9 protein-coding genes are annotated in these 13,196 nt (G+C 70.1%); 4 read left to right on the top strand and 5 right to left on the bottom strand.

From position 1 onward, the window contains the following. Position 1: 1 nt before the first annotated feature. The gene (locus PL79_RS23125; RefSeq protein ID WP_044847113.1) at positions 2 to 484 is read right to left on the bottom strand and encodes a VOC family protein; all 483 of its coding nucleotides are present in this window, start codon (positions 482 to 484) and stop codon (positions 2 to 4) included. Between the two features lie 134 nt (positions 485 to 618). Beyond that, positions 619 to 891, bottom strand: coding sequence for a ubiquitin carboxyl-terminal hydrolase 14 (locus PL79_RS23120; protein ID WP_044847114.1), 273 nt, complete (start codon positions 889 to 891; stop codon positions 619 to 621). A 206-nt stretch (positions 892 to 1,097) separates the two neighbouring features. Here PL79_RS23120 and PL79_RS23115 point away from each other — a divergent pair, with 206 nt between their 5' ends. Beyond that, entirely contained in the window at positions 1,098 to 2,369 is a 1,272-nt protein-coding gene (locus tag PL79_RS23115; RefSeq protein ID WP_044847115.1) for an NAD(P)/FAD-dependent oxidoreductase, read from the top strand. A gap of 67 nt (positions 2,370 to 2,436) precedes the next feature. Here the strand turns inward: PL79_RS23115 and PL79_RS23110 are convergent, their stop codons facing one another. Continuing rightward, positions 2,437 to 7,521, bottom strand: coding sequence for a trifunctional serine/threonine-protein kinase/ATP-binding protein/sensor histidine kinase (locus PL79_RS23110; protein ID WP_052664762.1), 5,085 nt, complete (start codon positions 7,519 to 7,521; stop codon positions 2,437 to 2,439). 356 nt (positions 7,522 to 7,877) lie between these two features. Between PL79_RS23110 and PL79_RS23105 the strand changes: the two genes are divergently transcribed. From PL79_RS23105 to PL79_RS23095, 3 genes are all read left to right on the top strand, one after another. Continuing rightward, positions 7,878 to 9,347, top strand: a complete 1,470-nt coding sequence (locus tag PL79_RS23105; protein WP_044847193.1) for a winged helix-turn-helix domain-containing protein — start codon at positions 7,878 to 7,880, stop codon at positions 9,345 to 9,347. Positions 9,348 to 9,448: 101 nt separating this feature from the next. After that, complete coding sequence (locus tag PL79_RS23100) at positions 9,449 to 9,820, top strand: response regulator transcription factor (RefSeq protein WP_044847117.1); 372 nt, start codon at positions 9,449 to 9,451, stop codon at positions 9,818 to 9,820. A gap of 118 nt (positions 9,821 to 9,938) precedes the next feature. Continuing rightward, positions 9,939 to 10,607: a response regulator transcription factor gene (locus PL79_RS23095; protein WP_235879315.1), complete on the top strand. Its 669-nt coding sequence runs from the start codon at positions 9,939 to 9,941 to the stop codon at positions 10,605 to 10,607. A gap of 103 nt (positions 10,608 to 10,710) precedes the next feature. On the opposite strand, the gene PL79_RS23090 is transcribed toward PL79_RS23095, so the two are convergent. Continuing rightward, the gene (locus PL79_RS23090; RefSeq protein WP_044847119.1) at positions 10,711 to 12,159 is read right to left on the bottom strand and encodes an efflux transporter outer membrane subunit; all 1,449 of its coding nucleotides are present in this window, start codon (positions 12,157 to 12,159) and stop codon (positions 10,711 to 10,713) included. After that, positions 12,156 to 13,184 carry an HlyD family secretion protein gene (locus PL79_RS23085; RefSeq protein ID WP_044847120.1) on the bottom strand — a complete coding sequence of 343 codons (1,029 nt, stop codon included), beginning with the start codon at positions 13,182 to 13,184 and terminating at the stop codon, positions 12,156 to 12,158. Before PL79_RS23085 ends, PL79_RS23090 begins: the two co-directional genes overlap by 4 nt. Positions 13,185 to 13,196 lie beyond the last annotated feature (12 nt).

Raw genomic sequence — 13,196 nt, 5'->3', positions numbered from 1 at the left:
GTCAGTCTCCGGTGGATGCGCCGGCCGATGCGGCCGCGTCGGGAAGCGCGAGGCCCTCGACCTCGGCGGCAGGGAAGTTGAGTTCGATCGTCACGCCGGACGGATCCTCGATGAAGATCTGATGCAGCCCGAGGCTCGGCACCGTGCGGTCGCGCCACGGCACGTTCTCGGCGCGCAGCGTGCCCCACATGGCTTCGACGCCGGTCGCGAGGAACGCGATGTGGTCGACGGTGCCCGTGCCGGTGGCCGGCAGCGCCTTGTCGCCGAGATAGGCGGCAAGGCCGTCCGGATTGGACGGATCGACGCCGATGATGTGCACGGTGCCGTAATCGGCTTCGTCGCCGCCCTTGTAGAGCCATGCGCCCGGAAAGTCGAACGGCGGACGATAGCCGCGTTTGAAGCCGAGCACGCGTTCATAGAACCGGCACGATTTCTCGAGATCGAGCGTGCGGATCGAGTAGTGCGCAAGTCTGGATACAGGCATGGGACACCTCGTGTTTATCAGTCGATAAGTTATCGTTCGATAAATTCTAGTGGAAAAGATCGGCAGGACAAAGCCGCGATCGAGCGGTGTTTACCCGCAGTGGAAATGGGTGCCGGATGCCGGCGCGCGATGCGCTACGACGCGATTTCGCCGGCCATGACTTCGTCCGCGTAGCACCATACCCAGCGCTCGCCCGGCTCGATCGAACGGGCGAGCGGATGGCCGGTTTCGTGGAAATGCCGGCTCGCGTGGCGATTCGGCGACGAGTCGCAACAACCGACTTGCCCGCAGCTCAGGCACAGGCGCAGATGCACCCACCGGCTGCCGGACTTCACGCACTCCTCGCAGTAGTCCTTGTCGGTATCCAGGACGCGCGCTTCGCCGAGGTGACTGCAGGTGGTAGTCATCTTTCGCTCCGATGCCGGCGCCGCAGGTGCTCGCAGCGCGGCCGGCACGACGCTGCAAGCGGAGGTGAACGGGCTTCATTGTGGACGGCACACGGCGCGCGCCGACCTTAATTCTTGTTAACCGCGGCAGCGCGAAGGCGACGAGGACGTACAGTCGCCAGTGCGGCCGACACGAAACGCGGCAGTGCGCTTACCGGGAGGGATTCATGACGCAGTCTCAGCATGTCAAGGTCATCGGCTTGCCGAACAGCAAGGAAGCCTATGCAATTCGCGATTTCCTGAAGCGCGGCGTGGTCGAGTACGCGTGGTGCGAACTGAGGTCCGACACCGACTGCATGCGCGAACTGGGCATCGCGCCGCTCGCCGACCTCCGGCTGCCGGCCGTGGTCTTCCCGGACGGCACGTGCCTCTACCAGCCGACGCTGCCGGAGATCGCCGCGAAGCTCGGCTGGGTCGCCCGGCCGCGCTTCGTCGAGTACGACGTGTCGATCTACGGCGCCGGTCCGGCCGGCCTGTCGGCGGCCGTCTATGCGGCGTCGGAAGGGCTGCGCGCCGTCGTGATCGAGCGCGACGCGATCGGCGGGCAGGCGGGAACGAGTTCGATGATCGAGAACTACATGGGGTTTCCGGACGGCATTCCGGGGGCCGAGCTGGCCGAGCGGGCGCGCCAGCAGGCCGTGAAATTCGGCGTCGAGCTGCTGATGATGCGCGAGGGCGTGCACGCGACGTTCGTCGACGGCAAGATTCGCGTCGACCTGGCCGACGGATCGATCCTGACCGCGCGCACGAACATCTGCGCGACCGGGATCGAATATCGCAGCCTCGGCCTGCCCGACGAACAGCGGTTTCTCAACGCCGGCCTGTTCTACGGCGCGGGTTCGAGCGAGGCGCCGATGTGCGAAGGCAAGCACGTGTTCATCGTCGGCGGCGGCAACTCGGCGGGCCAGGCCGTGATGAATTTCGCGCGGCACGCACGCGAAGTCACGATGATCGTGCGCGGCGCATCGCTGGCGGCAACGCTGTCGCATTACCTGGTCGACCGGATCGAGCGCACGCCGAACGTGACGGTCCGGTACCGCTCGAATGTCGACGCGCTCCACGGCGACGGCCGCCTCGAAGCGATCGTGCTGCGCTCGGACGACGGCGCGCGCGAGGTGCTGCCGGCCACGCACCTGTTCGTCTGCATCGGCGGTGCGCCGAACACCGAATGGGCGAGGGACACGGACATCATCCGCAACGCGGGCGGCTACCTGGTCACCGGCAGCGACCTGTACGACTGTCCCGGGTTCGAGCGCGTGTGGCCGCTCGAGCGCCGGCCCTACCATCTGGAAACGAGCGTGCCCGGTTCGTTCGCGGCGGGCGACGTCCGGTCGGGGTCGGTCAAGCGGGTGGCGTCGGCGGTCGGCGAAGGCGCGATGGCCGTGACCTTCGTGCACCGGTTCCTCGGCGAGGACGCGCACCGGCCGCGCGCAACCTGAGCCGTGCGATGCCGGCGCAGCCGCTGCCGCTGCCGCAGCCGCAGCCGCTGCCACGCATCGGCCGGTATCAACGGGGCGCCGAAACCGGCAGCCGGAACGTCATCACGGTACCGTGCCCGTCGCGCGGCGCCGCTTCGAGCGTGCCGCCATGCGCCTCGATGATCGAACGGCAGATCGCGAGGCCCATCCCCATGCCGTGCGACTTCGTCGTGAAGAACGGATCGAAGATGCGATTCGCGATGTCCGCATCGATGCCGGCGCCGCGGTCGGCGATGCGGACGACCGCATGGCCGTCCTCGACCTGCGAGGCGATCTCGAGCTCGCGCGGCGCGACGAGTCCGTCCATCGCGTCGAGTGCATTGGTGACGAGGTTGAGGATCACCTGCTGGATCTGGGTGCGGTCGGCCATCGCGCGCACGCCGTCGCAGTGCAGGTCGACGCGCAGCACCACCTGCTTCGCGTCGATTTCCGTTTCGGTGAGACGCAGCATGTCGCGAATCAGGTCGTCGATCGCGACCGGCGCCAGCGCGGGCGGCGTTTGGCGCGCGAGCGATCGCAACGCGCGGACGATGTCGGCCGCGCGCACGCCGGATGCACGGATGTCGTCCAGGCTCGCGAGCGCCTCGCCGAGATCGGGTTGCGGGCCGCGCAACCAGCGCATGCCCGCGCCGGCGCTCGACACGATGCTCGTCAGCGGCTGATTGATCTCGTGCGCGATCGACGCGGCGAGTTCACCCATCACCGTCATGTGCGCGGTGCGCGCGAGCTCGGTGCGCGCGTGCCGCAGCGCGGCCTCGGTCTCGACCCGGCGCGCGTTCTCGTCGATCAGCTCCGCGTAAAGCCGCGCGGATTCGAGCGCGTTGGCCGCCTGCGGCGCGAGCACTTCCAGCATCGCGATGCGCCGCGGCGAGAACACGCCGTTGCTCAGCGCATTCTCGAGATACAGCACGCCGACCAGCGCGCCCTGTTTCAACAGCGGCAGGCAGAACAGCGAGCGCGTCGGGTGCGCGCGCAGGCTGTCGACGTGATCGGGAACGCCGTCGCGCTGCGCATTCTCGAGCACGATCGGCTTGCGCGTGCGCGCGACGGTGTTCAGGATCGACAGCGGCACATCCTGTTCGGTGGGTTCGCTGCGCGCGATGTCGACGATCACGTCGCTGCCCGCGATGCGCGCCACCGCTTCGATGGTCAGCCGGTCGCGCCGGTTGAGCAGCAGCAGGCCATAGCGGGCGCCGGCGTACACGAGCATGTTGCGCATCAGCGTCTGGATCAGGCGCTCGAGCACGATTTCTTCGGACAACGAATGGGCGGCACGCATCGCGAGCGCGAAATCGAGATCCTCGCGCGCGGGCGCGGCCGGGCCGCCCGGCGACGGATCCATCACGAGGAACGGATGCTGCGCTTCCATCGCCCGCGTCTTGCCGGTCGCGCCCCAGCGCCGGTAGCACGCATGGGCGAGCCGCAACTGATGACGGGCCTGGCCGGCGAGCCCGAGCGACGCGGCATGCTGCGCGGCCCGCTCGTGCGCGAGCGCCTGTTCGTGCACAAAGCCGTGTTCCGCCGCGAGGCTGGCCGACGTTTCGTACTGCTGCATCGCGACCACGTGCTCGCCGCGCACGCGCGCGAACTCGGCATCGATCAGCGCGAGCTTGTTGAGAAACGTTCCGGGATTTCGCTCGCTCCACACCGCGAAGCGGGCGCGCTGGGGCGCGAAGCGTTCGAGCATGCGTTCGGGCGGCGTTGCGCCGTCGTCGCACGCGATCCCGGCCAGCACGCTGAACAGGTGGAAATCGGCAAGCATGATGTGCGCGGGCGTCGACCATGCGCTCGACGCGGCCGCATCGAGCGATGCGCGCGCCGTCGCCGCGTCGCCGAAGATGAAGGCCGCCCGGCCGGCGAGCACGTCGGTCCAGAACGCCAGGACCGACATCGGGGTCCGGGTCGAGGCACGCGCACGCCACGTGCCGATCATCCGGTCCTGGCCGAACTGCAGCGCGTCGATGAATTCCGACTGGGTGGAGACGAGATCGACGATGTCGTCGTAGCGTGCGCCGCGCGCGATCTCCAGCAGTGGGTCGATTTCGTCGCGAATCGCGGGCAGCGCCTCGCCCATCGACAACAGATCGCTGACGATGTGGTTGCAGCTGTAGCACATCCAGCGCAGCTCGGCGCTCGCATTGCCCGCCGCTTTCGCCTCGCGCGCGCGTTCGAGTGCATAGGTGAGCGGCTGGGTCCAGACGCTCACCTGGTCGAGCGCGATCAGCGTGGCGGAGCGATAGCGTTCGAAGCCGTGGCGATCGACCAGCGCGAGCGCGACCTTCGCGAATTCGAAGCCGTCTTCATACGCGTCGTGGTGCTCGGCGATGCTGACGCCGTACCACGCGAGCCCCTGTACCGACGCGGCAGTGACACCGTGGCGCAGCGTCAGCCGCACCATCGTCGCGAAATGGAGCAGCATCAGCCCACCGCTCGGATAGAACATCGCGGCCTCGAGCGCGGTCAGCAGCGCCATCGTGGCTTCGACGCGCGTGTCGGTCATCACGGGCAGGTCGACCAGGTCGGCGATGGCGCGGCCATCGAGCGCCGCGCGCACCGCATCGCAGGCCGCCTCGAGATCGGCTTCGGACGGCTCGGCCGGCAGTTCGACGCCGAGCAGCGCCAGCCCGGCCAGCGCGACGTCGATGGCTTGCCGGTAGTGCGCCTCCACCGTGAGCTGCGCGGCCTTCAGCCGATGCGCCTCGGCGCGGTCGGCGGGCGTGCGCGTACGCGCCATGAGCGTGTCGATTGCGTCGGACGCCTGTGCGGTTTCGCCGGTCGCGAGCAGCAGGCCGCTGCGCAGGATGCCGATCCGGCTGGCGAGGCCGTAGTGTTGCGACCACGCATGCGGGCCGAGCAGCGATTGTGCCGACGCAAGAAACGACAACGCACGATCGCGCGCGGCGGCCGTGGCCGCGGCCTCCGCGGCGTCGGCGAGCGCACCCGCGTATGCGAGCGCGAGCGTGTCGTCGAGCGGCACGCCTTGCGCCAGTTCGATCTGGGCGGCGAGCGCCAGCAAGGATTCGGGTGACGGCGGGTTCACGCGCGCGAGCATCGCGGCGGCGATCCGGGCGTGGCGCAGCGCGCGCTCCGGGCGCCCCGTGAGTGCGTAGACGGCCTCGAGGATGCGGTCGTGAGCGAAGCGCCAGCGGTCGCCGGAGAGCGACACGAGACCCATCCGGCGCGCCGGGTCCAGCCAGAAGCGGAGTTCGGCCAGCGTTTTGTCGGCGGCCGCGCGCAACAGCGCTTCGTCGATGTCGATGCCGATACAGGCCATCAGCGCCAGCAGCGTTCGCGTTTCGTGCGGCAAGCGCTGCATCCGGACCGCGAGCAGGCTCACGACGTTCTCGGTCTCGTGGCGCGCCTCGATGTCGTCCGCATTCCATTGCCACGCTTGCCGCACCGGATCGTAGCCGAGCAGCTGCTCGTCGATCAGCGTGCGCAGCAGCTGCTGGATGTAGAACGGATTGCCGCCCGTCCTGCGATGAACGATGTCGCCGAGCCCGGACAAGCGGGCCGGCGCCTCGCCGAGCATGCCGGCGAGCATGCGCGTGACGTCGGGCGTGTCGAGCGGTGCCAGCGTCAGCGACGCGACGCGGGCGCGATCGAGCTGCTCGCGCAGGCGCCGGAACGCCGGCGCGTCGTCATGCGGCGGCCCGCTCCGATAGCTGGCGACGATGCAGACATGGGCCGGCGGATCGAGCGCGATCGATGCGAGGAACGCGAGCGTCGCGTCGTCGGCCCACTGGATGTCGTCCAGAGTCATGACGAGCGGCTCGCCCGGCGCCGCGAACGCGCGGAATGCATTCACGACGATCTGGCACAGATGGAATTCGGGAATCGCATCGGTCGGGTCGAACGCGACGGGCTCGACGTCGAGCAGCCACCCGGTTTCCGGGAAGATCGCCGCAAGAAGACTGGCCTGCCGGCCCACGCAGTCGCGCAGCCGCGCGGCGATCGCCGCGATTTCGTCGTCGCGCCTCGCCAGCGCGCTGCCGAACAGCGTGCGCAGCGCCTGCAGCACGGCCGCATACGGCCGCGCGGGCTGGAACCGGTCGACCGTGGCCGACGCGAACCAGGCGGTGCGCGACGCGGCGCGCGCATGACGCACGAAGTGTTCGGCGAGCGCGGTCTTGCCGACGCCTGCCGGTCCGCCGACCAGCACGACGGCCGACTCGCCGGTGCGCGTGACGGTCTCCAGGATCCCCTCGAGCAGATGAATTTCCGCGTCGCGGCCGACCGGCAGGTCGAGCGTGTGCAGACCGGCGAACGGATCGCGGCCGCCGAGCGCGAAGGGCTCGACGCGCCCCGCGGCGAGCCAGTCGTGCAGGATCCGTTCGAGATCGTGCTGCACCGCTTCACAGGACGGGTAGCGATCGGCGGGTTCCTTGGCGATCAGCTTCAGGATCAGATCGTTCAGGATGGCGGGCACGTCGCCGCGAAACGCCGCGGGCGGCGACGGTTTGATCGCGACGTGCGCGTGGACCCAGTCGGACGTCGACGCGGCCTTGTAAGGCATCGCGCCCGTCAGCAGGCGGAACAGCGTGATGCCGAACGCGTACAGGTCGGCGCGCTCGTCGACACACGTGCCTGCCGAGACTTCCGGCGCGGCGTACGCGGCGAAATCCGTGCGCATCGTGCGGTCCGCCGCCTGTTTCGTCGCGCGCTCCCGGGCATGGGCGAACGAGCGGAGCATGACGGTGCCGTCCGGTGCGATGACGAAACTGGCCGGCTGGAGATCGCCATGCAGCCAGCCGCGCCGATGCAGTTCTCCGAGCGTGCGGGCGGCGCCGATCGCCGTTTCGAGAAAGGCGTCAAGCGGCAGCCGGCCGTCGGTCAGCGTGTCGAACGCACGCACGTCCACGCGCGGATGAACGAGCACCGGGCCGTCGGCCGCGCGGATCAGCGCCACCGGCAAGAGCGCCCAGGCCGGGTCCAGGATCCCGTTCAACGCATGTTCCTGCTCGAACTGCCGGCAGCGCTGGTCGAATTCCCAGCCGGTCTGGCACGCCGGCCACACGCGCCCCGTCGCGCGGTCGGTCAGGTCGAATGTCAGGACGTCGCCCGAACGCACCACGTTCGACAGGCGGGCACGCGCGAGCCATTCGGCATCCATTCGGTTCGTGTCGTCCGGGTTACGCAAGGGCTGATTCACGGTGGGGCGGCGGGCTGGGTGGAGGAGGGTGGAAGCGGCTCGCGATGCGGGATCGGCCGGGCTCGGTCGCGCGCGTTCGGGCCGCGACCCGTGCATTGTCCGACAGCCCGCGGGATTTTGCAGTACCTCTGCGCCCTCGCGCCCCGGCGGAAGTCGGGGCCGGACTTAAACCTATGGATAATATTCGCGGCGCCGGTTGAGACCTACGATACGGTCACGCCTCCCGGCATGCATCGGCATGGCCGGACGGGCAACCCAGGAGCGCGTCGCCTCGCGAGGCGGCGCGAGGTGGCAGGCAGCATAAGCGAGTGCGGATCATGTACACGTTCGGACGGGTGACGGTTTCCCTTGAATGCCGCGAAGTCTGTGTCGACGGGCAGCCCCGGTATATCGGCGCCCGGGCGTTCGAGATCCTCGAACTGCTGGTGAAGGCGGCCGGCCGGCTCGTGTCGAAGGACGAGATCATGCAGGCCGTGTGGCCGAACACGATCGTGGTCGAGAACAACATCCAGGTCCACGTCTCGACGCTGCGCAAGCTGTTCGGCGGCAAGCACGGATGGATCCGGACCGAATCGGGCCGCGGCTACCGGCTCGCGCCGCCGGCCGACCATGCGCACGGCGATCGCCCGCCGCTCGCGTTCGACTCGGCAGGCAGTGTCCGCGCGAGTGCTACGCCGCGCAAATGTCCGATGATTGGCCGGGAGCCGGAAGCGGCCGAGCTGCACGGGCTGCTCGATCGCGAGGCGCTCGTCACGCTGGTCGGCCCCGGCGGCGTCGGCAAGACGCATCTGGCGCTGGAGGTCGCGACGGCCTGGTCGGCGGCGCACGGGATCGAGATGGTCCGGGTCGACCTGGCCGGCCTGCGGGCCGACGCGACCCTGGCGTGCGCGGTGCTGGACGCGTTCGACCTGCCGGGCGGCCCGGGCGCGGGGCCCGCCGACGTCGTCCGGGCGATCGGCGAGCAGCGCGTCGTGCTCGTGTTCGACAACGCCGAGCAGTACGTCGACGAACTGGCCGACCTGAGCGAAGCGATCGCGGACGCGAACCCGGGCGCGATACTCGTCGTGACGAGCCGGGAGCCGTTGCGGGTGGCGGGCGAGCGGGTCTATCGCGTCGGGCCGCTGTCGTTGCCGCCGGCCGGCGCGAACGCCGACGACATCGTCGCGAGCGGCGCGGTCCGGATGTTCCTGGCGCGCGCGCGCGCGATGGGTACGGATCTTCCGGCGGACGCGAAGACGCTCGACGCGATCGCAACCCTCTGCCGCCGCCTGAGCGGCCTGCCGCTCGCGCTCGAGCTCGGCGCGGCCCGTGTCGCGTCGCTCGGCATCCAGGGGCTGGCGGCGGATCTCGACAAGTCGGTGCTGTCGCTGTCCGGCGGCCTGCGCACGGCGCACCCGCGCCAGCAGACGCTCAGGGCCACCATCGAGTGGAGCTATCGGCTGCTCGACGAGATGGAGCGCACCGTGCTGTGCCGTCTCGCGGTGTTTCCGGATGCGTTCCGGCTCGACGCGGCCTGCGCGCTGGCCGCCTGCACCGAACTGGGTGCGGACGAGGTGCTGGACTGTCTCGTCAGCCTGGCGTCGAAATCGCTGCTGGTCGTTCATTCGGTCGGACTGTCGAAGCGCTACTCGCTGCTCGAGGTCGTGCGCGCGTATGCGCTCGAGAAGCTGGCGGAATCGGGCGAAGCCGGGCGTCTCCACGCGCGCCGCGCGTCGTTTGCGGCCGACCCGCACGCGGACGCGCTGCAGCCGGGGCCGGCCGCGCCGGTCGCCGGATCGTGGGCGTGACTGCCGGGCTGCGCGGACCTGGCGCGCAGCGGCGGCGCCTGTCGATGCGGCATGAACCGCACGGCGCTCACCTCGATTGACACCATTTAGGTTTTTATTTCATGGCCCTTGTTTGCATCATCGATGACGATGCGTCGGTCCGAAAGAGTCTTGCCAGCCTGCTGAAATCGGCGGGCCATACCGCATTGCCGTTTGAGTCGGGCGAGGAATTTCTCGCGACCGGCCCGCTGGACGACGCGGCGTGCGTGCTGCTCGACCTGAAGATGAAAGGGATGGGCGGTCTCGACGTCCAGCGCCTGCTGGTGCAGCGCAACGCGGCGCTGCCGGTCATCCTGATGTCGGCGCACGGCGACGACGAGTCGGTCCGCCGGGCGCTCGCGCAAGGCGCGGTCGCGTTCCTGCGCAAGCCGTTTCCATCGGACGACCTGCTCGACCTGATCGATCAGGTCGCATCCGGCACACCGCCCGCGTGAGCGGCGCGTCCGCCGTCATGCCGCGCGCGCCGGCGTGTCCGCCCGGACTTTTCTCGGTTTATCATTCGATAATGAAGCGGATGCCTACACGGGGAATGCGATGGCGAGCACGCCGGATATGACTTCGAACCGTCACCAGGGCGCGGGCGATCCCGCGCCGATCGTCTATGTGGTCGACGACGACGAAACGCTGCGGCGCGCGCTGAGCGCACTGTTGCGTTCGGCCGGGTTTCGCGTCGAGACGTTCGCGTCGTCGCGCGCGTTCCTCGCATTCGAGCGGCCCGACGTGCCGAGCTGCCTGATCCTCGACGTGCGCCTGGCCGACGAGAGCGGACTTGCCGTCCAGGAGGAAGCGGTGCGCGCGGGCCTGAACGTGCCGATCCTGTTCATGACGGGTTACGGCGACGTGGCCACCACCGTCAAGGCCATGAAGGGCGGCGCGCTCGATTTCCTGACCAAGCCGTTCGACGACGACACGATGCTCGATGCCGTCGGCCGCGCGCTGGCCCGCGACGGCGAACGCCTCGCGCGCGAGCGTGCGCTGGATGCGGTGCGGCAGGCCTATGCGTCGTTGACGCCGCGCGAACGCGAAGTGATGAGCCAGGTGATCGCGGGCCTGATGAACAAGCAGATCGCGTCGAATCTCGGGCTGCAGGAAATCACGGTGAAGGTGCATCGTGCGCAGGTGATGAAGAAGATGCAGGTCCGCACGCTGCCGGATCTCGTGCGCCAGGCCGAAGCGCTCGGCGTGCGCCCGGCGGGGGCGGGTGGCAGAGCGGGTGACTGAGCAGGTGACCGTGCAACAACGCAAAAACGTTAGGTAAGCTTAAGAGCGGCATGAAAACGTCTGACGCCGTTCCAGCGAACGCGCGGCGCGCGTTCGTGCAGCGTCACAAGCGTCCGGCGCGACGTGCGTCGCCGGACGACGCCGACACCGGCGCCGACGCCGGCGGCGTCCATCCGCCGCCCAGCGCGCGCACCAGGCCGATCGTCGCGATGGCGAGCGACTGGCGGCTGTGAATCAGCTGGCGTTGCGCGCTCAGTGCATCGCGGTCCGCGTCGATCACCTCGAGATAGCTGACGTAGCCGTGCGCATAACGGCTCAGCGACAACCGCGCGGCTGCCTCGGTCGCGTGCGCCGCGCTGTCGTAGCGCGCGATCCGCTCCTTCTGCGCGGCGATGTCGTTGAGCGCGTCCTGAACCTCGCGCAGCGCGCCGAGCGCGGTCGCGCGATAGTTCGCGTCGGCGAGGTCCGCGCCGGCCGTCGCGGCGGCCACCGCGGCGTCGCGCTTGCCGCCGTCGAACAGCGTTTCGGCGACGCTCGCGCCGAGCCCCCACAGCGAACTGTTGCGATCGAGAAACGTGCCGAGATCGCGGCTCGCGAAACCGCCCTGTGCGGTCAGCGTCAACGTCGGCAGCCACGCGGTGCGGGCGACGCCGATCTCGAGCGACGCCGCGTCGGCACGGCGCGCGGCCGCGTAGACGTCGGGCCGTTGCGCGAGCAGCGCGGACGGCAGCCCGGGCGGCACGTCCGGCACGCGCACGAGCGATGCGGTGGGCGCGACGGCGAATGCGCTCGGCGACACGCCGGTCAGCACGGCGAGCGCGTCGACGAGGTTCTCGCGCAGCCGGCGGCTGTCCGCGAGATCGGCGCGTGCCGTATCGAGATCGGCCGACGCGCGCAGCGCGTCGAGATCGCTCGCCGCGCCGGCCCGCACGCGCGCGGCGATCACGTCGAGCGCGGTGCGGCGCAGCTCGATCGCGCGCGCGAGCGTCGCGAGATCCTGTTCGACGAAATGGAGCGTCAGGTAGTCGGCCGCGACGTCGGTCGCCACGCGCAGGCGCACCGCCGCGCGATCCGCGTCCGCCTGCAGCACGTTCTGCCGGCCAATCTCGGCGTCGCCGCGCAGGCGGCCCCACAGATCGACTTCGTAGCTCGCGGTGAACGGCACCGACCAGTTGTGCATCGTGCGTTTCGGCAATGCGTTGTCGACCGTGCCCGACACGCGCGAGCGGCTGAACGACGGCGCGACACCGACGGTGGGCGCCAGCGCGGCTTCGCGCACGCCGAGCAGCGCCTGCGCCTGGTCGACGCGCGCCGCGGCGGCGCGAAGGTCGGGATTGCCGGCGAGCGCGGCCTCGACGAGCGTGACGAGCGGCGGCGCGCCGAACCATGCGGGCCACTCGGCGAGCGGCGCGGCGGGTGGGTTCGCAGCGTCCGCATGGCGGAACGGGTCCGGTCCGACCGGTACGGGCGCAAGCGGCCGCGGCGCGATCGTGCATGCGCTCAGCAGGCAGGCCGCGAACAGGGCGGCGAACGGGGCGGCGATGCGGATCATGGCTGCGCGCGCTCGGGTTGCAGCGTGACGACGACCGACAGGCCGGGCCGGATGCGCGGCTCGGTCACCGCTTGCCCGTCGAGCAGGATCTTCACGGGCACCCGCTGCGTGACCTTCGTGAAGTTGCCGGTCGCGTTGTCGGGCGGCAGCAGCGAAAACTGCCCGCCGGTCGCGGGCGACAGGCTGTCGACGTGGCCGCTGAAGGTCCGCTCCGGCAGCGCGTCGAAGCGCAATTGCACGGCGTCGCCGGTGCGCACGTGCCGCAGCTGGGTTTCGCGGAAGTTCGCGACCACCCACGGATGCGGCTCGACGAGCGTGAGCAGCGCCTGGCCGGGCGCGACGTGCTCGCCGGTCTCGACGGTCTTCTTGCCGACATAACCGTCGGACGGCGCGACGACGGTCGTGTATTGCAACTGGAGTTCCGCGTCGCGCAATTCGGCGTCGTTCTGGTTCGACACGGCCGCCGCCGCCTGCCACGCGGCCTGCGCGCTGCGCCATTGCGCGTCGGCCGCGTCGATGCGCGCGCCGGCGGACTTGCGGGCCGCGTTGGCCGCATCGAATTCCTGCTGCGACAGCCCGCGCGGCGTTTCGCGGGTCAGCTCGCGGGCCCGCGCGTAATCGAGCTCGGCCTTCTCGGCATCCGCATGCGCCGACACGCGCGTCGCGTCGGCCTGCTCGACCAGCGCCTTCGCGCGGCTCGCATCGGCGTGGGCCTGCGCGACGCGCGCCCGCTGCAGCGCGACGCGCACGTCGAAATCGCGCGGGTCGAGCCGCACGAGGGGCTCGCCCGCATGCACGAACCGGTTGTCGTCCACCAGCACGCGCTCGACCGTGCCGGCCACGCGCGGCGAGATCACGTGCAGATGGCCGGTCACGTACGCGTCGTCGGTGCCGCGCTCGTGCGCATCGTATTCGTAGACCAGCAGCGCGACGAGCAGCAGCGCGCCGGCGGCGATCAGCACGACCGGCCACTTGCGCGAACGCGCGGCGGGAACGGACGGCGAGTCCGGCGGGTTCGGGGTCATGGTCGGGATACT

It is taken from the genome of Burkholderia sp. USMB20 (assembly GCF_000949135.2).
In the GTDB taxonomy this organism is placed as follows: Bacteria; Pseudomonadota; Gammaproteobacteria; order Burkholderiales; family Burkholderiaceae; genus Burkholderia.
Note: the sequence above shows the minus strand (reverse complement) of the source record. Positions and strands in the feature narration are given on the sequence as shown.

What these genes read in the sequence shown, in the direction of transcription:
- PL79_RS23125 (WP_044847113.1), bottom strand. Translation starts at nt 484, where the DNA reads ATGCCTGTATCCAGACTTGCGCACTACTCGATCCGCACGCTCGATCTC.
- PL79_RS23120 (WP_044847114.1), bottom strand. Translation starts at nt 891, where the DNA reads ATGACTACCACCTGCAGTCACCTCGGCGAAGCGCGCGTCCTGGATACC.
- PL79_RS23115 (WP_044847115.1), top strand. Translation starts at nt 1,098, where the DNA reads ATGACGCAGTCTCAGCATGTCAAGGTCATCGGCTTGCCGAACAGCAAG.
- PL79_RS23110 (WP_052664762.1), bottom strand. Translation starts at nt 7,521, where the DNA reads ATGGATGCCGAATGGCTCGCGCGTGCCCGCCTGTCGAACGTGGTGCGT.
- PL79_RS23105 (WP_044847193.1), top strand. Translation starts at nt 7,878, where the DNA reads ATGTACACGTTCGGACGGGTGACGGTTTCCCTTGAATGCCGCGAAGTC.
- PL79_RS23100 (WP_044847117.1), top strand. Translation starts at nt 9,449, where the DNA reads ATGGCCCTTGTTTGCATCATCGATGACGATGCGTCGGTCCGAAAGAGT.
- PL79_RS23095 (WP_235879315.1), top strand. Translation starts at nt 9,939, where the DNA reads ATGACTTCGAACCGTCACCAGGGCGCGGGCGATCCCGCGCCGATCGTC.
- PL79_RS23090 (WP_044847119.1), bottom strand. Translation starts at nt 12,159, where the DNA reads ATGATCCGCATCGCCGCCCCGTTCGCCGCCCTGTTCGCGGCCTGCCTG.
- PL79_RS23085 (WP_044847120.1), bottom strand. Translation starts at nt 13,184, where the DNA reads ATGACCCCGAACCCGCCGGACTCGCCGTCCGTTCCCGCCGCGCGTTCG.